General features: G+C 43.5%; 18 protein-coding genes. 9 read left to right on the forward strand and 9 right to left on the reverse strand.

Translation table 11 applies throughout. From position 1 onward, the window contains the following. The first annotated feature begins 1 nt into the window (after position 1). The gene (locus RM347_RS24635) at positions 2-697 is read left to right on the forward strand and encodes a response regulator transcription factor (protein ID WP_322718495.1); all 696 of its coding nucleotides are present in this window, start codon (positions 2-4) and stop codon (positions 695-697) included. A 589-nt stretch (positions 698-1,286) separates the two neighbouring features. Here RM347_RS24635 and RM347_RS24640 read toward each other — a convergent pair. Next, positions 1,287-1,571, reverse strand: coding sequence for an Npun_R1517 family heterocyst differentiation transcriptional regulator (locus RM347_RS24640; RefSeq protein WP_322718496.1), 285 nt, complete (start codon positions 1,569-1,571; stop codon positions 1,287-1,289). Between the two features lie 867 nt (positions 1,572-2,438). Between RM347_RS24640 and RM347_RS24645 the strand changes: the two genes are divergently transcribed. The 4 genes from RM347_RS24645 (at position 2,439) to RM347_RS24660 (ending at position 8,514) form a co-directional block, all read left to right on the forward strand. Beyond that, positions 2,439-2,798 carry an NAD(P)H-quinone oxidoreductase subunit M gene (locus tag RM347_RS24645; RefSeq protein ID WP_322718497.1) on the forward strand — a complete coding sequence of 120 codons (360 nt, stop codon included), beginning with the start codon at positions 2,439-2,441 and terminating at the stop codon, positions 2,796-2,798. Between the two features lie 701 nt (positions 2,799-3,499). Then, positions 3,500-5,776, forward strand: a complete 2,277-nt coding sequence (locus tag RM347_RS24650; protein WP_322718498.1) for a protein phosphatase 2C domain-containing protein — start codon at positions 3,500-3,502, stop codon at positions 5,774-5,776. Positions 5,777-6,138: 362 nt separating this feature from the next. After that, positions 6,139-7,719: a CHAT domain-containing protein gene (locus tag RM347_RS24655; RefSeq protein WP_322718499.1), complete on the forward strand. Its 1,581-nt coding sequence runs from the start codon at positions 6,139-6,141 to the stop codon at positions 7,717-7,719. 147 nt (positions 7,720-7,866) lie between these two features. Further along, positions 7,867-8,514, forward strand: a complete 648-nt coding sequence (locus RM347_RS24660; protein ID WP_322718500.1) for a hypothetical protein — start codon at positions 7,867-7,869, stop codon at positions 8,512-8,514. Positions 8,515-8,944: 430 nt separating this feature from the next. On the opposite strand, the gene RM347_RS24665 is transcribed toward RM347_RS24660, so the two are convergent. From RM347_RS24665 to RM347_RS24695, 7 genes are all read right to left on the reverse strand, one after another. Then, a complete protein-coding gene (locus RM347_RS24665; protein ID WP_322718501.1) occupies positions 8,945-10,327 on the reverse strand; it encodes a PrsW family glutamic-type intramembrane protease in 1,383 nt (460 codons plus the stop codon). Positions 10,328-10,709: 382 nt separating this feature from the next. Then, positions 10,710-11,312 (reverse strand): DJ-1/PfpI family protein, encoded by a 603-nt coding sequence (locus tag RM347_RS24670; RefSeq protein WP_322718502.1) that lies wholly within the window; start codon positions 11,310-11,312, stop codon positions 10,710-10,712. Between the two features lie 215 nt (positions 11,313-11,527). Further along, the gene (locus RM347_RS24675; protein WP_322718503.1) at positions 11,528-11,980 is read right to left on the reverse strand and encodes a nitrate reductase associated protein; all 453 of its coding nucleotides are present in this window, start codon (positions 11,978-11,980) and stop codon (positions 11,528-11,530) included. Positions 11,981-12,073: 93 nt separating this feature from the next. Further along, positions 12,074-12,532 (reverse strand): phosphate-starvation-inducible PsiE family protein, encoded by a 459-nt coding sequence (locus RM347_RS24680; RefSeq protein WP_322718504.1) that lies wholly within the window; start codon positions 12,530-12,532, stop codon positions 12,074-12,076. A 291-nt stretch (positions 12,533-12,823) separates the two neighbouring features. Continuing rightward, positions 12,824-15,028: a molybdopterin oxidoreductase family protein gene (locus RM347_RS24685; protein ID WP_322718505.1), complete on the reverse strand. Its 2,205-nt coding sequence runs from the start codon at positions 15,026-15,028 to the stop codon at positions 12,824-12,826. Positions 15,029-15,546: 518 nt separating this feature from the next. Continuing rightward, a complete protein-coding gene (locus tag RM347_RS24690; RefSeq protein WP_322718506.1) occupies positions 15,547-17,049 on the reverse strand; it encodes a NarK family nitrate/nitrite MFS transporter in 1,503 nt (500 codons plus the stop codon). 122 nt (positions 17,050-17,171) lie between these two features. Then, on the reverse strand, positions 17,172-18,755 hold the full coding sequence (locus RM347_RS24695) for a ferredoxin--nitrite reductase (protein ID WP_322718507.1): 1,584 nt from the start codon (positions 18,753-18,755) through the stop codon (positions 17,172-17,174). A 515-nt stretch (positions 18,756-19,270) separates the two neighbouring features. Here RM347_RS24695 and RM347_RS24700 point away from each other — a divergent pair. The 4 genes from RM347_RS24700 (at position 19,271) to RM347_RS24715 (ending at position 24,343) form a co-directional block, all read left to right on the forward strand. Continuing rightward, the gene (locus RM347_RS24700) at positions 19,271-19,684 is read left to right on the forward strand and encodes a ubiquinol-cytochrome c reductase iron-sulfur subunit (protein ID WP_322718508.1); all 414 of its coding nucleotides are present in this window, start codon (positions 19,271-19,273) and stop codon (positions 19,682-19,684) included. A gap of 38 nt (positions 19,685-19,722) precedes the next feature. Then, positions 19,723-21,024, forward strand: a complete 1,302-nt coding sequence (locus RM347_RS24705; protein ID WP_322718517.1) for a HEAT repeat domain-containing protein — start codon at positions 19,723-19,725, stop codon at positions 21,022-21,024. A 665-nt stretch (positions 21,025-21,689) separates the two neighbouring features. Beyond that, entirely contained in the window at positions 21,690-22,496 is an 807-nt protein-coding gene (locus RM347_RS24710; RefSeq protein ID WP_416211898.1) for a WGxxGxxG-CTERM domain-containing protein, read from the forward strand. 869 nt (positions 22,497-23,365) lie between these two features. Continuing rightward, positions 23,366-24,343, forward strand: a complete 978-nt coding sequence (locus tag RM347_RS24715) for a LysR family transcriptional regulator (protein WP_322718509.1) — start codon at positions 23,366-23,368, stop codon at positions 24,341-24,343. Here RM347_RS24715 and RM347_RS24720 read toward each other — a convergent pair. Further along, positions 24,311-25,135, reverse strand: a complete 825-nt coding sequence (locus RM347_RS24720; protein WP_322718510.1) for a DUF4157 domain-containing protein — start codon at positions 25,133-25,135, stop codon at positions 24,311-24,313. The two genes, RM347_RS24715 and RM347_RS24720, sit on opposite strands and share 33 nt — an antisense overlap. Between the last annotated feature and the right edge of the window lie 142 nt (positions 25,136-25,277).

The following is a 25,277-nucleotide window of genomic DNA, read 5'->3' on the forward strand; positions in this document are numbered from 1 at the left end:
AATGTCAGCACAATTGTTACTGGTGGATGATGAACCAGGGATACGGGAAGCCGTGAAAGACTATTTGCAAGAGAGCGGTTTCAGCGTTCAAGTCGCCAGTAACGCCGTTGAAGGTTGGGAATGGATGCAGCTGAATACACCTGATTTAGTAATTTCCGATGTAATGATGCCCCAGGTGGATGGCTATCAGTTCCTCAAGCAACTGCGAGAAGACCCCCGCTTCCAAGCACTCCCGGTAGTATTTTTAACTGCTAAAGGTATGACAGGCGATCGCATTCAAGGCTATCACGCTGGTGTTGATGCCTATCTACCCAAACCCTTTGATCCAGACGAGTTAGTGGCTATTGTCGAAAATTTGCTAGCCCGTCGCGCCGCTAAGGCTGCGAGTACGGGAGATGACGCTGAAACCCCCGATCTTGCTGAACTAGCCAATCAGATTGCCCAAATTAAAGCATTGTTAACTCAAAGAAATGCTATTTCCCAATCGCCAGCCCCTTTCAAAATTGATTTGACTCCCAGAGAACAAAGTGTTTTAAATTTGGTCGCTGAAGGGTTGATGAACAAAGAAATCGCCCGTCGCTTAGAAACCAGCGTCCGCAATGTAGAAAAGTACGTTAGTCGTTTGTTTAGTAAAACTGGCACCAATAGCCGTACAGAGTTAGTTCGTTTTGCTTTAGAACACGGTCTGGCTAAATAAGTATTGGGGATGGAGAAGAGACAGAGCGGCAGTTCTTGCTGGGTGCAACGGGGAGAAAATTACCTCTTTCCCCTCTGCTCCCTGCTCCTCTGCTCCCCTGCTCTCCTGCTCCCTCTACTCCTGGGTAATTGGTAATAGGTAAGTGGCTGCTAAACCATAACCTACTACCTGTAATAGATAAAACATAAGTATTTCAGCAAATCAGGCACTTAGTTAAAGCAAAAGCTAAAAGAAAGGTTATTTATTTTTACTTTGGTCTTTTAGGTTTTCATTTGATTCGCGCCTGTTGTCCAATTCCCCATCTGTAAAGACACAGGGTTTTATTCTTCCTGCAATGTTTTTATAAAAACTCGGTAAAATGCACCCGGCTGAATTTGCTCTTAGATTCTACCAGTACCCTTTGCTACAAAGTTTTTAATAGCGGAAACTGTTCCTGGGACTTTCTGCTGCTAAATAAGACTTTCACAAAATAGAAATCACAATATTTTATGAATTCTACTTGCTGCTTAGTTTTTATGGCAACGGGGGTAGGGGATCAACATTTGATTTGATGCCCAATTCACGTTTTCTCACTACTTAAATTACACTTTTAAGTTTGTGGATTTTCAGCAGCATTACGTAAGCGCATGAGCTGGCGTCGCATTTGAGGTGAGGCTTTAAACTCAGACACCTCTTGCGCTTTAACGGTCGCTTGCAGTGTCTCTAGAAAGTCATCAGAACCTTCGGTTAAAGCATCAAGTAACACTTGTAATAGTTGCTCGCGATCGCCCAATAGACTCTTTTCCTCAATCAACCGGAATTTGAGATGTATTTCGCACTCATAAACACCTACTTCGAGATTATTTATCTGGCGTGGTAATGCTTTGGAGTTCATAGCTATTGAGATTCCTTTACTTGGTTGTCATGAGGGTAAGGAGGTAGATGTCCAGCAAAAATTCTTTATATCTCTTTTGAATCCAAAGTGCTTGAATTAAGAATTTTTCTTCATCAATCACCTTTGTATTCCATTTCACTCTCCTGTGTCGTATTTACAAGCTAAATTTTCACTGTCTAGATTTTGATGTTTCTGTGCCAGATGTAGCTTATGGTAAGCCATAACTATTATTCAGTTTTTAAGATTCTACACAATAAAGTTTCTGTAAGAAGTTGTTCGACCTTTTTAAAGGTTTTTACATCAACTTTATGTTAACGTCAATAACAGTTTGTCTTGTTACTTTACTTTTGGTATTTATACGTAAGTAAAACCGCTTAAGTTTTTTGAGTTTATTAAAGCCAGAGGTCGATGTAGCTCTATTCAGTAAAATTACTAGATGTACGTTTTTTTCAATAGAAAATTCCGGATAAATTAACGAGGATAATTATTAAAGTAAAAACTTTTGTTCTCCCAAAAAAAACGTACACAGATCAAATTATTCCTGTCAAGCGCTTCAAACTACCGTCTTTTGGGCTTGATGAGTAAAAAAATCTTAGCAATAGGTAAAATTATTACACCAGATAAAAATACTCTACCCAGTAATTTTTACAGAAAAATAATTGGACTACTGTCAGTACTAGCAGATAAATTTGTCTTCAACTCATCACAGAAGTAGCAAGCTAATCAGTACAGGTGATATTTTTACTTATGCCCATTAAACATACTCTTTTGAAACTGTGTTCAAAGCTTGTAAATTGAGAGCATTCAAGCTCAGATATAGCGTTTACAATAATTTCAGTGTAATTCACCCAAATCTTACACCCTTTTATGGATAACTCGATGCTGCTCAAGTCCACAACCCGGCATGTCCGCATTTTTGCAGGTGAAATTGACCGGGATGGCGAACTGGTTCCTAGTCAACAAGTTTTAACCTTAGATGTTGACCCAGATAACGAATTCAACTGGAACGAAGATGCGCTGCAAAAAGTTTATCGAAAATTTGATGAACTAGTAGAAGCATCTAGTGGCGCAGACCTCACAGACTATAACTTGCGCCGTGTAGGGTCAGACTTAGAGCATTATCTGCGATCGCTCCTGCAACTCGGCGAAATCAGCTACAATCTTTCTGCCCGTGTTACCAACTACAGCATGGGAGTCCCCCAAGTTGCAATTGACGATAAACAATAAGCGAATGAGTTAGTAGCGGTCTGGCTGAACCCTTCTGTGTCAACTTACAGCTATTTTCGTATCGAGTCGAGTACCTCGTTCCCAGCCAAAGGCTGGGAATGCCATCTAGGGGTTGTGCTGCCTCTAGTCCAATTTGGCAGAGCCTCCAGACGGGCATTCCCATACGCAGCATGGGAACGAGATCATCTCATCTTGACACGCCCTAGTACTACTTCTTACTCAGCACGGGCTAAACCTTAGCTATCCGCTAACAGAACTCCTGAAGAAATTTTTAAAGCCACTTCATTCGTCAGGTACTTTTGCCAAAAAAGTATATTTAGCAATCTTAATTCTTAATTAAAGTTAATTGTTGCTATCCTACTTATAAACTAAATAAATACCAAGATTATCTGCCTCTTGATAATGGGGTAATTCAGCAAAAGCAAATAGCACAGTTATGCTTGGGTTATGCTTTGGTAACAGGGTTGGCATTAGTTGCTTTGGCGATGGAGAGTCACAGGGCAATAAAAGCTATGATGAGGCTGTAGGGTTGACTTAGGAGCGTATTCTTTGGATAAGTAAGTATTAGCACCTGCTGATATCCACCAGCTAAAATCATCATCTAAAGTCTGGGTATGTCAAGTTTAAGAAAGATGAGCGGTCTAGATTGTCCCTACTAATGCTGTTAAAGAAATTGCCAATCGCTGATCGGTGCGAAAACTATGGAAAATGACGCGGCAACGCTCTACTGTCCAAACGAAAATTGTCAGGCTGCCAACCCCCTGACCCACAAGTTTTGCCAGCGATGTTCCACGCCCCTACCCAAAAATTACCTCTGGGCTGTGGTAGATGGCCCAAGTGTGGGTAGCCCTGGAGAAATATTAGCCGATCGCTATTTAGTCATTGATAAATTTGTTCTTTTAGATACGAAACCTGGTTTTTTAGCGCTAACGCCGGAGTTAGATAATTTACAGCCTCTAAGAGCTTACCTGAGACTCATTCCCTACCGTTTGCACGTACCGCAGGTATATGGAGTGCTTTTTCTAGCTGATGGTACCTCCCACCGAGAAATATTACTCTTAGAAAAACCGCCACTGTTAGTAGATGACACAATCCAACAAGTGCATTTGGGCAGCGAGTTAACTACTGCTTGGCGTGATGCTACATCGATGCGTCAACTCAATTGGTTGTGGCAAATAGCTCATCTATGGCAACCTCTTGTGAGTGAAGGTGTCGCCTCTAGCTTACTTGACTCTTATGTATTACGGGTAGAAGGATCATTAGTCCGTTTGTTGGATTTACGTTTTGACACCGCAACATCACCAGAATTACCTCAATTAGGTGAATTTTGGCAGCAGTTAGTCAGTGATGCCAAACCAGCTATAACTGAATTTGTCGAGCGCATTAGCCTTTCCTTAATTCAGGGAGAGATTAACTCAACCGATCAATTAATCGGAGTTTTAGATCGGGGACTGGCGCAATTAGGTCGATCGCAAACACCCACGATCAAAATTATCACCAAAACCGACACTGGCCCAAGCCGCCAACGTAACGAAGATGCCTGTAGCCCCCCCAGTGGCACTCTAGTGAGCAAACCACCCCAGCCAACTGCCTTAGCAATTGTCTGTGATGGCATCGGTGGACACGAGGGCGGTAATGTTGCCTCAAATTTAGCCATTGAAACAATCCAGCAGCAGGTACAGCAACTAACAAAAGTTCCCTATGACCACATAGACCCCTCACTGCTGCTGAATGACCTAGACAAGGCAGTGGCAATGGCCAATGACAAAATTAGTCAGCGCAATGACGTTGAAAATCGCCAAGGGCGTCAACGTATGGGCACGACTTTAGTCATGGCATTGCCTGTTGCTCATGAAATGTACATTACCCACGTTGGTGATAGTCGTGCTTACTGGATTACACGCCACGGCTGTTATCAAGTTACTCTCGATGATGATGTCGCCTCCCGCGAGGTGCGGCTAGGCTATGCCATTTATCGCGAGGCTGTGCAACAGAGTGCTGCTGGCTCTCTCGTCCAGGCATTGGGCATGGGATCGAGCAATTCATTGCACCCCACATCGGGACGGTTTATGCTCGACGAAGATGCTGTTTTTCTGCTCACATCCGATGGTTTGAGTGATTTTGATCGGGTGGAGGAGTACTGGGAAACAGAAATCTTGCCAATTATAGCTGGGGAAGCAAATTTAGCTAATGTTGCGGATAGATTAGTCGAAATTGCTAATACTAAAAATGGACATGATAATGTCACCGTCGCTTTAGTTCACTATCAAGTTCAATATTGGGAACCAGAAATCACCATCAAAGCAGTCATTTCAGAGAGTTATTCTGCCAAAACTGTTGATTTAGCGTCCAAAGCGACAAGTGCGACACTTTTAGGTAGCCCAAACCACAAAACTCAGGTCATTCCCGAAAAGGAGCCAGTCAAAACGCGCAGTTTACCGCTACAGTGGATAGTCCCGTTAATCTGTGTGGTAGCAGCAGGTTCTTTAGGGTTGTTCGTGAAGCAACTGCGATCGCCATCAGGAGCCTCTCCAGTTTTTTCCAATCCATTACAAACTCAAAACCCTGGCATCGAAGCGACACCCGCGCCGCGATCGCTTGCTAACCTTTCTCCTGGTTGGGTAATTAAAACCAATAATGATATCTCCTTAGGAAACAACCAATCGCTCCCTCGTGGGACTTTTTTAGAAGTTATTGAGAAAATATCAAATCCCAAACCTGCTTCTGGAAGTTTTTCGGTATCTATGCGAGTCTGTGCCAATAAAAGCACACAAGCTCCAGCTAATACTAATAACCCAGCAGTAACTACGTCAGTTCCAGCAAATTCAAAACCTTTGCCAGCAACAGTATTGCTAAACTTCTCCCAACTCAACCGTTTTGGCGTATCTGTTTTACAATCAGACGCACCAAGCCCATGTAGAACCGTCACGCAACCGCCAGTTACTCAACCACCTGCACCTGACACCAGTCCAACTTAATCAAATACTCGATAAACTGGTAAAAACCTGAAATAATAACAGGTAACAATCAGAGTAAAAACTTACAAGGTCAAAAAAGTAGAAAGTTTTCACCTTGGAGAATTGTTATTTGAAATTATCAAGAAAGGCAGGAAACAGAAAGCAGTTCTTGCTGGAGAAAAATGCCCTCTAGTTTCAGCAAGAACCAGAGGGAGCAAGGGTCTAAGACTCCCACTGAACGAGAGTTCAGTAGCTCCAAATCAGGAGAGGTCGAATCCTATAGCTGATTTACTCCTCCTGTCTCCTGCCGACGCTCACGGACTCGCTACCGCTGTGCTATCCTGCCTCTTTCATTTGTTTTTAGCTTTTAGTTTAATGAATCCATGCCATCCCTGAATTTGGCGATCGCCCGTCTCCTACACACTGGCACTGACAACTTCGCCATTTGGGTGGTCAAGGCTCCATATCCCAGTGGCTACGTTTTACGTGACTGTGTATGGCCTGTTGAACTCACCCAAGTTTGGCAAGAATGGCAGCAGATGTTTGCTGGTCATAGTCGCCTAGATATTTCCCCAAACTTAACATCGCAAAAGGCTAACCCATTCCCCCCAGATTGGATTTCACCCGCTTCAGGTCAGACCACTGGCCCCTACAGCAGTCGTTTGATGCAACACTTGGGAATGAATTTATGGCGCTGGGTATTTGACGGACAAATTCTTGGCAGTCTAGAACGCAGTCGCGGCATTGCTATGGGTCAGCATACACGTTTGCGCTTTCGACTAGAAATTCGTGACCCGGATCTCATCGCTTTGCCTTGGGAAATTATGCAGCGTGAACCTGGTCAATCGGCGATGTCCCTTTCTCAAGATTTGCTATTTAGTCGCACCAGCACTGAAGTTGACGCCTTACCGTATTTGCGAACTGACCAGGCTTTAAGTATTCTGCTGGTTTTAGGTCATGATGACAAGCTGCAACTAGAACAAGAAGCTGCTATTTTACAGCAAACTCTTGCAGATACGTCTGGGGGTGGTAATTCCCAAAGATATGCACCTTGTATAGTAAATCAACTGCTACAACCAACTCCACAGGAGTTGATTCAAGAATTAGAAAGCAAAGCATACAATGTTTTCTTTTATGCTGGACATGGTTTGCCAGACCCAGATGGGGGGTTACTGTTTTTGCGACCAGATATGCCCCTCAATGGGATAGAATTGGCGCAAGTCTTGACCCGTACAGGTGTGAAACTAGCGGTTTTCAACGCCTGTTGGGGCGCACAACCAGCTGCTATCAATCATCAAGCTATCCCTGCCAGCAGTTTAGCAGAAGTACTGATTCGTCATGGGGTGCCTGCGGTTTTGGGGATGCGCGATGAAATCGCTGACCACGAAAGCCACAGTTTTATTCAAGCCTTTACCGAAGCTTTGCGATCGCACAAACCAATTGATGAAGCCGTAGCGCAGGCTAGGCAAGAGTTGTTAACACTATATAAATTTAATCAACCTGCTTGGACTTTGCCTGTTCTCTACCTGCATCCAGATTTTAATGGCGAACTCATTAAGAACCTAGATGAAGGTATTACGGAACTACCAGATACAGCCATTCCTGATGTAGGTTCCTCACTTCCAACTGCTTCTTTGCGATCGCTCACCCCAAAAGGTAAAACCTGGCTACTGCGTTATGGAATCACCCGCATCGGCCGCACGAAAGACAATGATATTGTCATCCCTGAACCATCTGTATCCAAACGTCACGCCGAAATCTTTTGCCGCAATACTCTTACTGATGCTACATTGGTGCGAACTTATTATTTGCAGGATTTTTCCACCTACGGGACAACCTGGTTTTTAGGACCTAATGGTTGGCAACAAATCCTCCGAGAGGAAGTCCCATTGAAATCGGGAATGCAGTTAAAGTTTGGAAGTGCTAGGGGTGAAACCTGGGAGTTTATTATTGAAGACTCCTAGCAGAGCTATTGCAGAAATGGATTTGAGTCTTTAGCATCAGCTTTTAAAATCTGTTTTTACCGAAGAAAAATTCAACTGTTTTTGCGGAAATCTCTTCTGAGGAATTGTAGCTGTCAATACCACCAAATAATAGTGAGGTAAGAAAAAATGGCTAATAAAATTAACGGCTCAGACAGTTTCTCTTCTTTGCCATCTCAAGTAGATTTAGAATTATTAGAAGCTTTACTAGAACCAGACGATGCTAACTATCCCTGGAATCCAGGTGATGATGAATCAGAAGCTTATTTTCAGGAACTAGAACAACAGTTCGGAATGCAAGATTTGCTTGATGAAGAACTGATGAAGCGATCGCAAGATTTTTACAGCCATCTAGATACACTTTGGTCTGGTATTACTTCTACACCAGATTACAATGACAACCGAAAACAGGCAGTAGTGGTTGATCTTCAAGAAATATTACGTACTACTTTTGCCGCCTGTGTCCCCCAAACATTGCTCAACACCATCGCCACCAAAGCTGCTGAAATTTTTGCTGCCCAGCAATCAATGGGTGAACAATTAGTTGAGTGCGTTCAGACAGTACTACCAACCTGGGGAACAGAGGATCTTTTAGTTTTGGCTCGTCCTTTTGCTTACGCTATGCGAAGTAGCGAATCGCAAAACGCGGCATCTACCCTCAGTAATCTTAAAAATACTGAATGGACAGCTTTATCAGAAGTAGAGAAAGCAAAAGTTAGTTTAGCGATCGCTTCTTATGCTTTTACTCAACTCAACAAACCTCAGTCTGAAGTATAAATAGGGAACAGGTGACAGGTTACAGGTGATCGGGAAGAGAAATAGTAGAGAAAGCTAAAATTTTCATCATGCGTTGTGTTCGCGTAATCCGCGCTTTGCGCTCACTCTGTTCAGAGGCGTCTTTTGCAAAGATGTTGGTTTGCCTTACGCAGAGGCGCAAAGAAAGAGTCGAAAATCAAGACTTTTGCAAGAAGTTTAATGTTCTTTATTTTTTAGGTATGGTTACCCCAAAGTAAAGTAACTTTACACTGATATTCAAACTACGCCATCTATCCCAAGAGATAAATATTCAAGCATTGGACATTCGTTATTCTGCCTCATCTCCCCCTGCTTCCCCTGCTCCCCCCGGTTACTGAGCGTAGTCGTTGGCGTAGCCTCTCGTAGAGAAGTATGCTTCCCCTGATCCCTCTACTCCCCCTGCTCCCATCTCTCATTTGGGACCGAGAAATCGGGTAGCAAAATTTTGCGATCGCGTCGGTGACAGCGCCCGTGCCTTGAGAATTGCCGCCATCAAAAAGGCGTAAGATAACACTCCAACAACTACCAACAGCAAGGCATTGATTGATCCTGTTGCATTCCACAGAGCGTGGAGCGCAGAGGCACTAAGATAACCAATAGAAAGAATTTGCCAACTTCTGCTGGGCTTGAGGACAGCCAATCCGATAAAATAACCAAGGTAGCCACTATAAGCCATGTGTCCGGCTACAGAACCTAGAATTCGCGGAATTAGCAGTTGTAAACCCGCCAATTGACCAGCAGCACCTATACCCACCTGTTGCGTGACATTTTGAGTGATATCTGGCACATACTGACCGAGGGTTTCCAAGAGAGTGAAGCCCACAGCAGAAGCCGTTCCCAGGAGAATACCATCTAGAGGTTCCCAGACGCCTATGCGTTCCCGCCAAGGTGAAGACAACATTCTACCGATGGCAAAGGCCCCTAGTACAGGCAATGCCTTGAGTAGTTCCTCCATCAAGCCAGCACCAAAAAACATCCGCACCAGTAACTCTGTGAAGGTGATAGATTCTTGGGGTGAAGGCAAGTTTCCAGGCAAGATGCCGCGAAACACGAAGATAAATAGATCCAACAGCGGACTGAGCAAAATCAGCGTTGTACTCATTGCCGCAGCCATTAGCACCCACCAAGGCTTCTGTTTGCCGCAAAGTTGGTAAACAAAATAGTAGGCAGCGAAGGCGATGTAAGTTGCGACGATGACTTGATTAGCCTGGGGCTGACCGACTGTAGCAAACATCAGCACCACAAAGATTACGGTCAGTATTCCCGGTACAAGGTAAGCTTTACGAGTTAAATCTTTTCCAGTGGAAATAATGGGAAAAAGTTGGGTGAAGCTAACAGAATCTGGCTGCTTTAATTGCGTGTGGTTGTGGTAGTTCGTTGCCGAAGGCAGTGGTGTCATTTGATTCACTGTCGTCGCCGGGGTGAGCGAGGTATACTCATACTCAAAAACGTATTGCGGCCCATCAGCACCTAGAGAAATGCGATCGCCTGGGTGCAATTCCTGACATTCATACAAGCGTTGTCCATTCAAATAAGTGCCATTGGCACTATTCAAATCACAAAGCACCCAGCTAAATTTGCTATCTGGGGATAGAGAGAGGGGACGAACCACTGCATGACGACGAGATACCATTCGGTACATCATGGCATCTAAGACAACTTGGCAGCTGGGGTCGCGTCCAATTACCATCTCTTTACTGGGGGGCAGCGAGTAGCGAGATTCTGCTCCAGAAGCTGCCCCATTACCAGACACTAGCCGCAGAAATGCATTATGTCTTGCGTTTTTGCCTGTCATCGATAAGAAGTGCGTTTCTAAACTAATTCTTCACATAATTTGGCAGCAGGACTAACCTTAGCCACATTAACAGCAGCATTGCTAAATCCACTATAGCTTCACTTCCTGCTAAGAAATTTAAAATTCTAGATGCAAAATTTCAAATTGTTTCACCTAATGTAAATAAGTATTTCATCTGCTGAGAGTTTGTCCTATTATAAAAAAATAGTAGTTTTTACTGCATTTAGTTCTATTCCAAAAATATATAATCTTCAGTGGTCTGTTGTCAGTTGTTTTTGCCACTGATAATTAATTAAGCTCCTTAGGAGCAGGGAATAGGGAGTAATGAGTAGTAAAAGAAACTGCTTTGAAGATCAAACCAAAAGATTTTCGGTATCTTGCTTCAAGCAACTGTAGCTAGTTCTGGGTGTTCAATCTTAGTTCCAAGTACTGTGAGGAATTCTGCCAACCAATGGGGGTGAGCAGGCCAAGCTGGTGCTGTCACCAAGTTACCATCAACTATTGCCCGATCGACAGGGATATCGACATAAATCCCTCCAGCACTTTTGATATCTGGGCTACAAGCAGGGTAGCCAGTACATCTCTTGCCTTGCAGTACATCAGCAGCTGCCAATAACTGCAAGCCGTGGCAGATGGCAGCAATCGGTTTATTAGTTTGGGCAAAGTGACGGGTGATTTCTAGCACCTGCTGATTCAGACGGATATATTCTGGTGCCCGTCCTCCCGGAATTACTAAGGCATCATAGGTTGCGGCTTCTACTTCTGCAAACGTAGCATTTAAAGTGAAATTGTGACCGGGTTTTTCGCTGTAAGTCTGGTCTCCTTCAAAGTCGTGAACTGCTGTTCGCACCTTATCTCCAGCTTTTTTATCTGGGCAAACTGCATGGACAGTGTGTCCCACCATTTGCAACGCCTGGAAAGGAACCATCACTTCATAGTCTTCTACATAGTCCCCAATGAGCATCAAAAGTTTCTTTGCAGCCATATTTTTGTTACCCTCATTTATTAATCAATAGTCAATAGTTAATAGTTGTTTATAAAGTAAATATTAATTTAGAGTCAGCTACATTAGGCGTTAGCCTATGATGAATTTTTGATACATTACAGCACTAACTGTGATGTAATGTATCATTTAAGAGCGGCAAGTTAACAAAGTGTAATCCACCCTACAGATTTGTTCTGTTAATGACTATTGACTAATTAAAGCAGATGAAATTCTGCCATTGCTCTGGGAAAGTTTTTATTTTCATGTCCTGCACGGCTGAGTTTAATCAAGGCAAAACGCTGTAAGGGCGTTAAAGCTGCCCAATGTTGCTGTGTCAGAGTTACACCTATTTCTTGAGATTTTTCCTGAATGATAGCTGGTACAGTGGTAGAGTCTAGCCATGCGGGATGAGGCTCGATGGGCAATTTTGTAGCTGCTATGCCCGTGCGTTGTAAAATTAACTGCTGAATATGCTCGCGGTAAGACTGAATTTCTGTTTCTGTAGTGCAAGGTAATTCGACTAAAGCTTGACGCTCGGCTGTAGTCATTTGATTCCAATCAGACAATTTTAGCTTGATGCCACAGGTGTCTAAATTGTAACGCACCTGCATGGGGATGCAACGCAGGGAATCAACAAAGTCTGCTTCAAATTGAAAGAAATCTGTCATTGTTCGACAAACCCAAAGTTGATGGGTGAGGATGGGAAATAGGGAGTAGGAAAAGATTTTTTGAAATCCACAACAGTTTGTTGGGCCTTTTATTTAACTTGCATCTTTGGAATTACTGAGACGAATTATCAAATAACTAATTGATAAGGCAAGAATAGCTATACCTAGACCAATTATATCAATACCTCCAATTTTTTCTAAGTCAAGAATAATAATTTTTCTGGCAACAGCAATTAAAGAAGTGACAATAACTAATTCAACTTGAAAAACGTGTCTTCGTAAATAGGCTGTAATGTTTTCTAAAATTTCTAAAGCGATTAAAATATTTAAAAATAAACCGAAAATCTTATACAGTGTTGTGTTAAACTTTCCATAAGGCGCTGTAAATAACTCTTTAAAAATAAAGACTCCTAAATCTGCGATCGCTACCAAAATTACAATTACCATGAAGATAGATAGAACTTTAGAAACTAGCACTTCTATGTTTTCGATGATGTGCATGAAGTTCTCATCTTTGGTAGATTCTAAAATTCGCCTCACTAGCTTTTTCATCTGCTGCACCCAATTCTAAAATAAAAGAAAATCCCATAGATAAATCTAGAGGATTAAAAAAAGATTGCTTGCTGATGCTTCGGAAGTTTTTTATCTCTATTTTTATCCCTAGCTAAAATCGATAATAATAAAACCTTTAATTACTAAAGATTTAGGCTCTTTAAATATGGTAATTGGTAACAGTAGAAATTAGAGAGTCATAAAAAATGATAATAACTATTGACTATTGAGCATTGACGAAATTACTGATTGCTGATTATAAATTACCACTTTAGAGATATACCTTGCAGCTTACCATTGTGAGGACTGGAGTTGATGATTTTTGGTTGTAAGTCCCACAGAAATTGGTATTAATTGCACTGCACAGGCTTTTAATTCTGGTTGCAGCGAATCGGGGCAAGATTCTGGATGGGTGAGAGCGTTAGCTTCGGCATTATCTGCCCACAGCGAACCCCAATGCATGGGGACAAAAACTGTACCAGGTGCGATCGCCCTTGTCACTTTAGCCGGAAACTTCGCTTTACCCCGACGCGATCGCACTTCCACATACATACTTTCTACAATACCTAACTTAGCAGCATCACGGGGATGAATTTCGATAAACGGTTCGGGATGCATTTTGCAAATTTTTTCAATTCGACCGGTGCGTGTCTGCGTATGCCAGTGTCCGTAAAGGCGTCCAGTGGTTAGTACAAAAGGATAATCAGGATCTGGTGGTTCTGCCAATCCCTTTGAGTAATATGCCCCAAATCGAGCGCGTTTGTCAGGGGTATGGAAGCGTAAATCAGTATATAACCGCTTTTGAGAGGTTTTTCCCCCTGCTTCTCCTGCTCCTCTGCTCTCTTCAGAATGAGGCCATTGAGTCGGGCCTTTAGCTTGTAATTGTGCGTGACTGATACCTGTCATATCGCAGGGGCGAGTTTTAGTTAGTTTGACAAACTCAGCATAAACTTCAGCAGAGTTAGCAAAGGCAAATTCTCTTTCAAAACCTAATCTACGTCCAACTTCGGCAAAAATTTCCCAATCTGCTTTAGCTTCTCTTGGCGGTTGGCGGAATGCTGAACACAAAGTTACCACCCGTTCGGAATTTGTCATCACACCAGTTTTTTCACCCCACTGGGCAGCTGGTAGCAGCACGTGAGCGTAGGCAGAGGTTTCTGTAGGATAATAGGCATCTTGGTAGATAGTAAAAGGCGATCGCAACAATGCCTTCTTAGTCCGCTCTAAATCTGGCATACTCACAGCTGGATTGGTAGCCGCAATCCACAGTAACTCTACAGCACCATTTTCCAAGCCAGCGATCATATCCCAAGCAGTCAAACCGGGATTGGGCGAAATCTGTCCTGGCTTGAGTCCCCAAAACTCCTCAACTTCTGCTCGGTGCTGGGGATTTTTTACCACCCGATAACCCGGTAATAAATGCGCCAAACCTCCGGCTTCCCTTCCTCCCATTGCGTTTGGCTGACCAGTGAGCGAAAAAGGGCCAGCCCCAGGTTTACCAATCTGTCCAGTCATCAGGTGTAGGTTAATGATAGTTCTTACCTTAGCTGTCCCTTCTGACGATTGATTCACACCCATTGACCACAAAGACAGTACCCGCTGTGATTGACCCCAGTAGCGAGCTGCTGTTTCTAAATCTTCAATGCTGATTCCACATTGACGAGCCACCACTTCTGGGGGATAGTGGCGAATTACTTCAGCATAAGCAGGAAAGTTGGTGGTGCAATCGTCCATGAACATGGTATCGATGTAGTTCCAGCGCATCAACAAGTGGGCGATGCCGTTTAACAAGTCGATATCTGTACCGGGACGAATCGCTAAATGCAAATCAGCGGCTTCTGCGGTTGGTGTGCGACGGGGATCAACCACAATCATTTTGACTTTGCGGTTCTTTTTGTGATATTTCTCCAGTCGATTGAAAACGATGGGGTGACATTCAGCGGTATTAGTGCCAATTAAAAATGCACAGTCAGTTAACTCTAGGTCTTCGTAACAGCAAGGCGGGCCATCTGAACCAAAGCTTTGAATGTAGCCAGCCACAGCACTAGACATACATAAGCGAGAGTTGGCATCAAAATTATTAGTACCCAGACAGCCTTTCATCAATTTCTGAGCTATGTAATAGTCCTCAGTTTGAAACTGACCGGAACCATACATGCATATAGCTTCTGGCCCTTGGGTGAAGCGTATAGTTTGAATGCGCTGCACGATCGTATTAAAGGCTTCATCCCAACTAACCCGGCGGAACTCTTGATCTAAGGAGTCTCGCACCATTGGGTAATGTAATCTATTTTTATCTAAAGATTCCGCGATCGTTGCGCCTTTGACGCAAACCATTCCTTGACTGGATGGATGGGCTTTATCGCCGCGCACCCGCCAAGTCGGATTTCCTTGACTATCTCGATTAGTTGCTTTGCCAAGTTGGGCTGGGGGTGAAACTTCTAGTCCACAGCCAACACCACAGTAAGGACAGAGAGTTTTGGTAAATTCACTCATGGCAGTTGTACCATTTTGTTATTTTGATTGTGCAACCTCAAATGCAGTGCCAGCTTGGGAAATTTATATGTTGCACGCCAATCCTGGATAAAGATACCAATACGCTTGGGTTAAAGATATGTAAGTTGGGTTTCGCTTTGCTCATCCCAAAATTAAAGGCTAATTGTTGAGTTTCTTCCTCAACCCAACTTACTACTGCGTAAAGTGGATTAATTTTTGCAGGTCTCGCATTAACAATGCAGGTCGATGCATTGGCATTGCAGGTTTCGCATTAACAATGCAGGTCGATGCATTGGCATTGCAGGTCTCGCATTAACAATGCAAGTCGATGTATTGGCATTGCAGGTCTCGCATTAACAATGTAGGTCGATGCATTGGCATTGCAGGTTTCGCATTAACAATGTAGGTCGATGTATTGGCATTGCAGGCGAAGAGACACTGTAGGTAAGCGGGGAGAGGAGACTTTGATGTAAGTCAAAAACGGGGTGGATTTCTTATTTTCGATTTATGCAAGAAGTTTATTCTTCCGCTAAAAAGGCAGGATTTTTAGTTGCGGTTTCTGGTAATTCACCTTCATAAGCAGCGGCAAAGGAGCCTTTTGGTTCTTTGAGGAAGAAGGCACACATAAAAGCGCAGACTAAAGCAGCTAAACCCATTGTGCTAAACAGTGTTGGAGCGTCGGTTAAGCTAAAGATTGTGAGATAAACCACGCCGCCAAAATTACCGTAAGCTCCCACATTACCAGCAATTTGTCCAGTGGCTTCTTTCTTAATTAGGGGTACGATGCTGTAGGTTGCACCGCAGCCAGCTTGGGCAAAGTAAGCGGCAAACATTGTAACTGCGATCGCTAGCGGAATCGGCCAGTTACTACTAATAAAATGTGCCATCAAATAACTAACACCAATGCCAGCACTGATAATTGTCATTGTCCATTTACGGGAGCTAAATTTATCAGAAATTAAGCCACCACTGGGACGAGAAACCAAATTTAAGAACGGATAGGTAGCAGCAATCATTCCAGCGACAACATGCTCTAAAGCAAAGGTTTTTTCAAAAAATGCCGGGAGCATAGAAACGGCTGCCAGTTCGCTGCCAAAGTTAGTGATGTAAGTGAATTCCAGTAAAGCTACTTGACCAAATTGAAAGCGTTCAGATGGAGCGTAAGTTTTCTTACCAGTTAGAAGTTCTCGGTTTACCTGCCAAGCTCTGTAACTTTGGTAAGCAAACAATCCTGCTAATAGCAACCAAGCCAGATACATTTGGCTCAAAGTTAGGAAGTGAATATTCTTTTGTTCCAAGCGCCAAGCTAATAAACCTAAGGCGAAAATCAAACCAAAATTCGAGACAATCATCGCCCAGAAGCTTTTAATGCTGGTCACTTCTAGAGAACCATTTTTCTTAGGTTTCTTGTAGACTTTGCCTGCGGGCGTATCTTGGACGCTGTTGTAATAAATTACGCCGTAGATGGCTGCAACGAATCCTGTAAATGCGATCGCAAACCGCCAGTTAGAACCACCACCAGCGAAAAAGCTAGTAGAAACTGCAAGTATCGGTAAGGCAAACTCTGCGCCAAAAGCCCCAAAGTTGCCCCAACCACCATAAATGCCTTGGGCAATTCCCATCTCCTTCGGCTGGAACCATTCCCCCACCATGCGGATACCCACAACAAACCCAGATCCGACAATTCCCATCAGCAAACGACTGATGACTAATTGATTAAAGTCTTGTGCTAGCGCCGTCGCCAAACAAGGAACTACCGCAAACATCAGCAGGATTGAATACGTGATTCTCGGACCAAAACGATCCAGAAGCATCCCAATAATTAGGCGTGCGGGAATTGTAAGGGCGAGGTTACAGATACCTAAAGTTTTGATTTGCTCAGGCGCTAAATGTAGCTCTTTACCAATGGTTGTAGCGAAGGGAGCAAAGTTAAACCAACAAACAAAGGTGAGAAAGAAGGCAAACCAAGTCTGATGTAAGATGCGATAGCGATCGCTGGATGAAAATAAGTTTTTAAGCATTCCAATCTTCCTAAATTGAGGGGAGTGGGGAGCAGGGAGCAGGGAGCAGGGAGCAGGGGGAAAATTCCTTTCCTCTGCACCCTTCCCCTTGCCCCTCTGCCTCTTTTCAATGCCTTGAAGCACTAGCAGTTAGTAACTACTAAGGCTTCTTGCTTGAGTTTTGCCCCAAAGTCTTTGATGAGTAAGTCTTGTAATATTGGCTTTAAGTCTTCACATGGTATGCCTTTGATGACGCAAGTACCCAAATGAGCATCTTTGCCGACTTTGCCACCTAAATATATGTCAACGCCTTCCAGGGTTTTGCCATTTTTGCGAGTTTTAGTTCCCATTAAACCGATGTCTGCAACTTGGGGCTGTCCACAGGAGTTTGGGCAACCTGTCCAGTGAATTCGTACTGGATTGATGAAGGTTAACTCTTCTTCTAAGGCTTTAATCATTGCCAGGGCACGGTTTTTGGTTTCGATGAGAGCAAAGTTGCAAAATTGTGCACCTGTGCAAGATACTAGCGATCGCGCCAGCAAACCAGGCTCAATGGAAAACCTTTCTAGGATCGGCTCTACTGAAAATGTTGCTAAACGTGATTCAGTAACGTTGGGGATGACAATGTTTTGCTCAACTGTGAACCGGATTTCACCACTGCCGTAAACTTCCGCTAGACGAGCGATTTCAAACATATCTTCGGCATACAACCGACCGACAGGAATGTGCAAGCCTACGTAATTTAATCCTGCTTGTTTTTGTTTATATACCCCAATGTGGTCGCGTTTTTCCCAGTCGATTTCGTCTTTTGCAGCTGCGGGTAATAATGATTTACCCAAACGGTTTTCTACTTCTGCTCGAAACTTTTCTAAACCCCATTCATCAATTAGCCACATCAGGCGGGATTTTTGCCGATTAGCACGCGGGCCATGGTCACGAAAGACTTCCAAAACCGCTCTACATACGGCTACCACATCTTCTGGAGCTACCCACGCATTCAGAGGAATCGCCGCCTCACAACGTTTGGCTGAGAAAAAGCCACCAACGAGGACGTTGAAGCCGAATATTGGTGATTGGGAAAATTCTTGCCCTGTCCCCTCCTTAAATGCGGGAACAAAAGCTAAATCGTTGATTTCAGCATGAACTGAATTGTCTCTTCCACCTGCGATCGCAATATTAAACTTCCGTGGTAAGTTGCTAAACTCTGGATTACCTTCCCCTTTGTTGGTGAGCATATCTTGAATTTGCTGTACCAACTCTCGTGTGTCGTACAACTCATCTGCATCTAACCCCGCCACAGGGTCGCCTGTGATATTGCGGACGTTATCCATCCCTGACTGAACGCTGGTTAAACCAACTGCGTGAAATCTATTAAAGATATCTGGTAAATCTTCAATCCTGATCCCCCGTAATTGAATGTTCTGTCTCGTAGTAATATCAGCGCAGCCATCATCTCCGTAACGCTGCACCACTTGGGCCAAAACACGCATCTGACTGCTGGTCAGAATACCGTTGGGCATCCGCAACCGCATCATGAACTTACCTGGGGTAACTGGACGAAAAAACACACCCACCCACTTGAGTCGATGGTCACGGTCTATTTCGTTCATTGCTTCCCAGCCCAGGGCGGCAAATTTCTCTATCTCACTCTTAATGGCGAGTCCATCTTTTTCTGCTTTTAATTTCTCGAACTTATTGAGGCTGGTGGTAGTTGCTGTGTCTGTCATGAGGCTGACTCTCGTTGCAAATTACTGATATCCTGAGGACTTGTGCTGGTAATTGCCCAATATCAATCAATCCGTAGTTACATCAGGTGCTGTATCTAGGAGGTTAGGGAATAAAACCTTAATATTTGATTACGGCTGATTATTTTTACTCAAGAGCATTCCAACGCGAAACTTTAAAACCGTGGTTAGCTAAGGAAAACTTGTCGCCATTTACTTCTTGGGAATTTGTCAAGCAGGTTTAGATACTGTTCATGTAACAATTTCGATACTCATAAGTTAAGGTGAGATTTCTGTTAAAATCGTATAAATTGTTACGTTTTTTTGGTAAAATTGCTGAAATCGTATGAATATTATGCATTTTTTGCATTAAAATCGCCAATAAACGACCAAAACCCTTAATAAGCGGTATTTGAGATGACTTAAGCAATTTTGGATCGCCATAGATTAATTCAAAATCTAAAATCCAAAGTTGGATGACAGATGTTAGCTAAAACTTAGATATTATTTCAGCAGTTATGAAACGTCGTGATTTTATTAATTGGGTAGGTTTGGGTTGGATAGCGAGTTCTCTACCTGTAGCGATCGCAGCTTGTTCTTCTCAAACAACTCCACCTTCTGGGGATTGGCAAACAATTGGGACATCGGCAGAATTAGATAAAACAGGTCAATTGCTGGCAAAAAACTCACCTGCTGGGCCTGTGCTGGTAGTCGGCACATCTAAAGCCGAAAAACTGGCTGCTGTTAACCCTACCTGTACTCACAATGGTTGCACCGTAGCATGGAAAGCTGAAGCAAAAAAATTCGCCTGTCCCTGTCATGGTTCGGAATTTGGCGTTGACGGTAAAGTGCAAAAAGGCCCAGCGACAGACCCACTGAAAACTTACGCCGCCAAAATTGAGGGGTATTCAGTTGTAGTCAAGCCAAGTTAGAGAAGGCAGGGGGCAGAAGATGATAATTCAAGCAGGATATTGTGAGTAACATCAACCAGCTTTTGGTACAAGCTGAGGCAGCATATAATGCGGCTGATTGGTCATCACTAATTCAATATTTGCAACAATTAATCTTCGGGGCAGACTCTAAACATCCAGACATAGTTAAAAACCGGGAATATCTGCTGACATTAGGACTTTCAATATTAGAGATGGGGGATTTTCAACAACGTTGGGAAATTACCAAAGTGTTGACTTACTTGGGAGATATTGCTATCCCACCGCTGATTGAGATATTGGAAGATGAAGACGCAGAAGAAGAATTGCGTTGGTATGCAGCAAGGACTTTGGGCGAATTTCAGCACCCAGAAGCCATCACACCTTTGGTGGAATTGTTGAAAACTGATGAGGATGAAGAACTTAAAGCGATCGCAGCTACAGCACTGGGACAAATGGGTACTGTTGCTATTACCTCACTAACTGAACTTCTATTAGATGAAGAGACACGACTGTTAGCAGTGCGATCGCTTTGTTGTATTCGGCAACCAGAAACCATCACACCGCTGTTGAGTGTAGCGCAAGATCCACAAGCAGGAATCCGCGCCGCCGCAATTGAAGCCCTCAGCAGTTTTCATGACGAACGTGTACCACCAGTATTGTTGAACGCTTTGGATGATATAGCTGCCATAGTTAGGCGTGCAGCAGTGCTTGGTTTAGGTTTTCGCCCTGACTTACACCAAGCATTAGATTTAGTAACGAGACTGCAACCTAAGCTTTACGACTTTAACCTTGAGGTTTGTTGTGCAGCCGCAGTTGCCCTTTCTCGTATGGGTAGTGATGATGCTGCCAAACACTTATTTGAACTGCTGATTTCACCTCAGACACCGACAACGCTGCAATTAGAAAGCATTCGCGCTTTAAGTTGGGTAGGGACACCATCCAGTTTGGAATATTTGCAAACAGCGCTTAATCAAATCACTTCCGAGACACTTTGGCAAGAAATTGTCACAGTTTTGGGACGAGTCCAAAAACCGCAGCTAACTACACCAGCCGCAGAAATCTTACTGCAAATACTGCGATCGCACCATCCAGCCACAGAGATTGCCAGCATCAAAAGTGCGATCGCTCTGTCTTTAGGACAGTTAGGCAAAATGCAAGCAATTGAACCATTGATTTCGCTGTTAGCCGATCGTAATGCATCTGTAAGACTGCACGCGATCGCTGCACTAAAAAATCTGGATGGGGAAGCCACACATCAACAATTGCAACAGTTAGTAAATAACGCCACACTAACACCAGATTTGCAACAAGGAATAGCGATCGCTTTAGCCGAATGGTAAATTCTAGGATTTACACATTGACAAGAAATCTCAAATATAGAGAATGCCTTATTTCGATAAAAAGGATTGCGAAATTTTTTTTGCAATCGGTCCCTTGACAGGGGAGATATTCTGCGGACTGGGCTGTCAATCAAGTTTAGAAAAACTTAAGTGAAATGAGATAATAAACTAATTGATAACAACATATTCCTTAAGTCGAAACTAAAATACACCTAGAGTATGAAGTTATAAATTCTCAGGTGAAATAAGATTGTGGAGTATTCTTAATAGAGTCTTAACTGCTGGCAGCAAAAAGTTATCTTGAATAACAGTAACAAAGAGAATAATTCATAATAAGTAGTTAAAAGTAAGGATAAAAAGGAATGTAATTTTATAGTAAAAATAAATATTATTATTCCTTTTTTTGTGAACAAGCGACTTTATTCGAGGGTTCCTAATCCTGAATTAGTAATTACAGATTATGAATTAGTTTGCTCTAACGCATAGTAAGTTTTGTGGGATATTCAGATGCTTTACAATTTCCCCCAAAGAAACTGGGTGAAAGACTCCTCAATTTGTCTTGCTAAGAATTTACATAATTTAGCAGTAGATTGAGTAGACAATGTCGGTTTTGAAGATCAATCAACCACAGAAATCTAGAACATAACATAAAAGGAACGATAAGCATGAAGCCTTTTGATTTATCTAAAACTGTTTTAGCTACTGTCTTTGCCATCAGTTTCGCTTCGGTGTCCTTACCTCCTTCTGTTTCTGCCCAAAGTGGAGGCTCCGGCAGCGGAGCTTCCAGTGGTGGCACTAGCTCAGGTACTGGTACAACAGGCACAACAGGTACTGGAACTACAGGTACTGGTACTGGTACTGGTACAACAGGCACTGGCATAACAGGTAGCGGAACTACAGGTACAACAGGCACTGGAACTACAGGTACTGGTACAACAGGTACTGGAACTACGGGCACTGGCACAACAGGCACTGGAACTACGGGCACTGGCACAACAGGTACTGGTACAACAGGCACTGGAACTACAGGCAGTGGCACAACAGGCACTGGCACAACAGGCACTGGAACTACAGGCACTGGCACAACAGGCACTGGCACAACAGGTACTGATACCACAGGCACTGGAACTACAGGCACTGGCACAACAGGTACTGGAACTACAGGCACTGGAACTACGGGCACGGATCCCACAGGTACTGGAACTACGGGCACTGATCCCACAGGCACTGGAACTACGGGCAGTGATCCAACAGGCACCGGCACAACGGGCACTGATCCCACAGGCACCGACACTACAGGTACTAACAGAAATGCAGGCGTCACAACTTCCCAAAGAACTAGCGATCGCGGTTTCGATTGGGGTTGGCTAGGTTTGCTTGGTCTAGCCGGTTTAGCAGGGCTGGCTCGTAATCGCCAAAAAGTCCGGGCTTATAGCGATCCTAATGAAGTAACAGGTACTCGCTCCAGATAGTATTCACCACACTCTAAAAGGTGTACAGTCGTTTTTTGGGTCAACTTCAATTTCTACTGACAAAAACGCTCTTGGGGTTGGCTTATATTCGGGTGGGCGATTGCAATGAAGTCCTAACTCGAAACTTAGGACTCTTCACATAAAAGACCAATACTGTAGGGGTACAGCATTGGTCTTTTTTGTATCAAAGAATAATTAAGAAAAGCCTGAAACAAGCTATTTTTGTTAATTCATATCATGATGAATTTTTACAGTGCCTAAGCCCTAAATTCTTTAAAACGACCCGCTATCCGTTACCTTTCCCGATCCTGACCATATAATTCATAATTCGTAAATGCAAATCTGATGCGATCGCAGCCCTATCCGCAAGTTGTACGCCTATCTGGTTGAGGTTGTACAAAACCCTGTGTTGCTCAGACTTTATAATCATTAGCATAATGTGTTAAAAATAGTATCTAAAAATTCATCTATTTCAGCAGAGAATAATCAATTATTTTTTGGCGGTATTTTCCGAGAAAAAGTGTGCCAAGGAGATAATTGACGATAAAGGTGGTAAAAGCTGATTTACTTACAGCAGTTTGCAAGTAAATGAGGTACAAAATGCAGGACTCATACATCAGACATAAAGAGTTTCTACCTCCTGCCCGGTTGTTGAGCGACTTGTGCCGACTTGTACTGAGCGGCGTCGAAGTAGCGAAGTCGAGGTAAGTCGAAACACTGCCTCCAAACCCCTAGCTTTGTACTTCATCTAAAAGAAAACTGCTGTAAATGTAAATTCGAGTCAAAGACCTGTAACAAACCCTACCAAATTGTGCCTAAAAATCCGTTAACTTAATGAAACCGATAAATGTAATTCAGGCTACATAAAAATGCGCCTAGAGCAGTTGCAAGCCTTTCTAGCGATCGCCCAAACCGGCAGCTTTCAACAAGCAGCGCGAACATGTGGTGTTACCCAATCAACGATTAGTCGCCAAATCCAAGCATTAGAAGCAGATTTGGGGATAGAACTGTTTCACAGAACCAGTCATGCCAAGCTAACCCTGGGAGGTGAACATTTGCTACCCCGCGTCCGCAAAATTTGCCAAGAGTGGCAGACAGCGACAGAAGAACTAGCTGATTTAATCGCCGGAAAGCAACCAGAACTTTGCATTGCTGCAATTCACTCCTTATGTGGATCTTACTTACCACCTGTGTTGCAAAAATTTTGCCATGAATATCCAGATGTGCAATTGCGGGTGACTTCATTAGGAAGCGATCGCGCCCTCAAAGTCCTCAAAGATGGATTGGTGGATTTAGCAATTGTGATGAATAATCGCTTTTTAACCACTGGTAGAGAAATGGTGGTAGAAGTACTTTATGATGAGCCTATAGAAGTCCTAACCGCAGCCAATCATCCACTAGCTCAATATGAATTCGTCCCTTGGTCGGAGCTAATTCGTTATCCCCAAGTGGTTTTTAAAGATGGTTATGGGATGCAACGCTTAATACAAGATAGATTTGAGCGAATGGAAGCTACACTCCGGGCGGCTTTAGAGGTAAATACCCTAGATGCCTTTCGGGGAGTCGTGCGCCAAGGAGAACTGATAGCTTTGCTACCTCAATCAGCATTACTGGAAGCTCGTCTTGACCCGACTCTGGCGATTCGTTCCTTAGCCAGCAATAATACTAGTGGTTTAGCAGATGGTTCGAGTTTGACTCGTCGGGTAGTTATGGTAACAACTCAAGACCGTCTGCAAATTCCGCCCATCAAGCACTTTTGGCAACTCGTGCGAGAAAATATCCCACTGCAAATTGACCAGCAGCGATCGGCTTCGTCAACTACCATTTTGTTGGACAACGTGAGTTAACTCATGGGCAAGTAATTCCTTTCCTCCATGACTCTCTGGAGCATATTCTCCTTGACGGAAGAAGATATCCTGCCCTGTGGTGAAGGCACGAGCTTGGATGGATTGGTTGAGCTGGTCTGAGCGGCTATCTGTGTGGATTTTGACACTACTGAAGTCAGTACCAAAAGCCTGCTCCATTGGTTGCCGAATATCGTCTGAGAGTGGCTGTCCACTTCCCCGTTCCTGTTGGATTGAAGTTTCCAGGTCAGGTGTGGCTGCCATCCCATCACCTTGACGCTGCACCACAGGAGTCATGGAATCCGCCAGAGATTTCATTTGTAATTCTTCTTCTTCATCTGGCAATGCCTCCCGTTGCAGCGCAATATTAGCATCTGCCAGGGATTTCATTTGTAATTCTTCTTCTTCATCTGGCAATGCTTCCCGTTGCAGCGAAATATTCGCATCTGCCAGAGATTTCATTTGTAATTCTTCTTCTTCATCTGGCAATGCTTCCCATTGCACAGACTGTTTACTTACAGGCTCGCTCATCGTCTGCATTACTTGCTGTGCTACTTTATCAGCTTCCTGCTCGTAAACATCTCCTGGCTGGTTAACCGTGAGTTTTGTTTGTGGACGCAGTGATATTCGACTGATGTCGTGCATTAAAGGTTTATTTAGCGATCGCACTTCATTTATTGCTTGGGATGAATCACCAGAGGACTCTAAACCAAAACCACGTGTTGGTTGTTTGAGTGCAGGTATTGAGAAGGAAGCAGTGGTAGCTTTTTTGGGCTGGCCTATGCGTTCTCTCATTTTTTCTCCTGATGCCTAAGCAGTAGGTGGATGAGTATTTTGCTATTACTAACATCTAGAGTACAGCGATCGCACTTTTAACACAATTTATCAAAAGTCTAAATTTTCAAAAATCCAATTCTATAGTATCGGGCGATCGTAC

The organism is Nostoc sp. ChiQUE02, assembly GCF_034531305.2.
Lineage (GTDB): Bacteria > Cyanobacteriota > Cyanobacteriia > Cyanobacteriales > Nostocaceae > Nostoc.

Bases quoted from the DNA above. Each gene is read 5' to 3' on its own strand.
- RM347_RS24700 (WP_322718508.1), top strand. From the start codon at position 19,271: ATGAAACGTCGTGATTTTATTAATTGGGTAGGTTTGGGTTGGATAGCG.
- RM347_RS24685 (WP_322718505.1), bottom strand. From the start codon at position 15,028: ATGAGTGAATTTACCAAAACTCTCTGTCCTTACTGTGGTGTTGGCTGT.
- RM347_RS24710 (WP_416211898.1), top strand. From the start codon at position 21,690: ATGAAGCCTTTTGATTTATCTAAAACTGTTTTAGCTACTGTCTTTGCC.
- RM347_RS24690 (WP_322718506.1), bottom strand. From the start codon at position 17,049: ATGCTTAAAAACTTATTTTCATCCAGCGATCGCTATCGCATCTTACAT.
- RM347_RS24655 (WP_322718499.1), top strand. From the start codon at position 6,139: ATGCCATCCCTGAATTTGGCGATCGCCCGTCTCCTACACACTGGCACT.
- RM347_RS24695 (WP_322718507.1), bottom strand. From the start codon at position 18,755: ATGACAGACACAGCAACTACCACCAGCCTCAATAAGTTCGAGAAATTA.
- RM347_RS24715 (WP_322718509.1), top strand. From the start codon at position 23,366: ATGCGCCTAGAGCAGTTGCAAGCCTTTCTAGCGATCGCCCAAACCGGC.
- RM347_RS24660 (WP_322718500.1), top strand. From the start codon at position 7,867: ATGGCTAATAAAATTAACGGCTCAGACAGTTTCTCTTCTTTGCCATCT.
- RM347_RS24680 (WP_322718504.1), bottom strand. From the start codon at position 12,532: ATGAAAAAGCTAGTGAGGCGAATTTTAGAATCTACCAAAGATGAGAAC.
- RM347_RS24720 (WP_322718510.1), bottom strand. From the start codon at position 25,135: ATGAGAGAACGCATAGGCCAGCCCAAAAAAGCTACCACTGCTTCCTTC.
- RM347_RS24670 (WP_322718502.1), bottom strand. From the start codon at position 11,312: ATGGCTGCAAAGAAACTTTTGATGCTCATTGGGGACTATGTAGAAGAC.
- RM347_RS24650 (WP_322718498.1), top strand. From the start codon at position 3,500: ATGGAAAATGACGCGGCAACGCTCTACTGTCCAAACGAAAATTGTCAG.
- RM347_RS24635 (WP_322718495.1), top strand. From the start codon at position 2: ATGTCAGCACAATTGTTACTGGTGGATGATGAACCAGGGATACGGGAA.
- RM347_RS24675 (WP_322718503.1), bottom strand. From the start codon at position 11,980: ATGACAGATTTCTTTCAATTTGAAGCAGACTTTGTTGATTCCCTGCGT.
- RM347_RS24640 (WP_322718496.1), bottom strand. From the start codon at position 1,571: ATGAACTCCAAAGCATTACCACGCCAGATAAATAATCTCGAAGTAGGT.
- RM347_RS24665 (WP_322718501.1), bottom strand. From the start codon at position 10,327: ATGACAGGCAAAAACGCAAGACATAATGCATTTCTGCGGCTAGTGTCT.
- RM347_RS24645 (WP_322718497.1), top strand. From the start codon at position 2,439: ATGGATAACTCGATGCTGCTCAAGTCCACAACCCGGCATGTCCGCATT.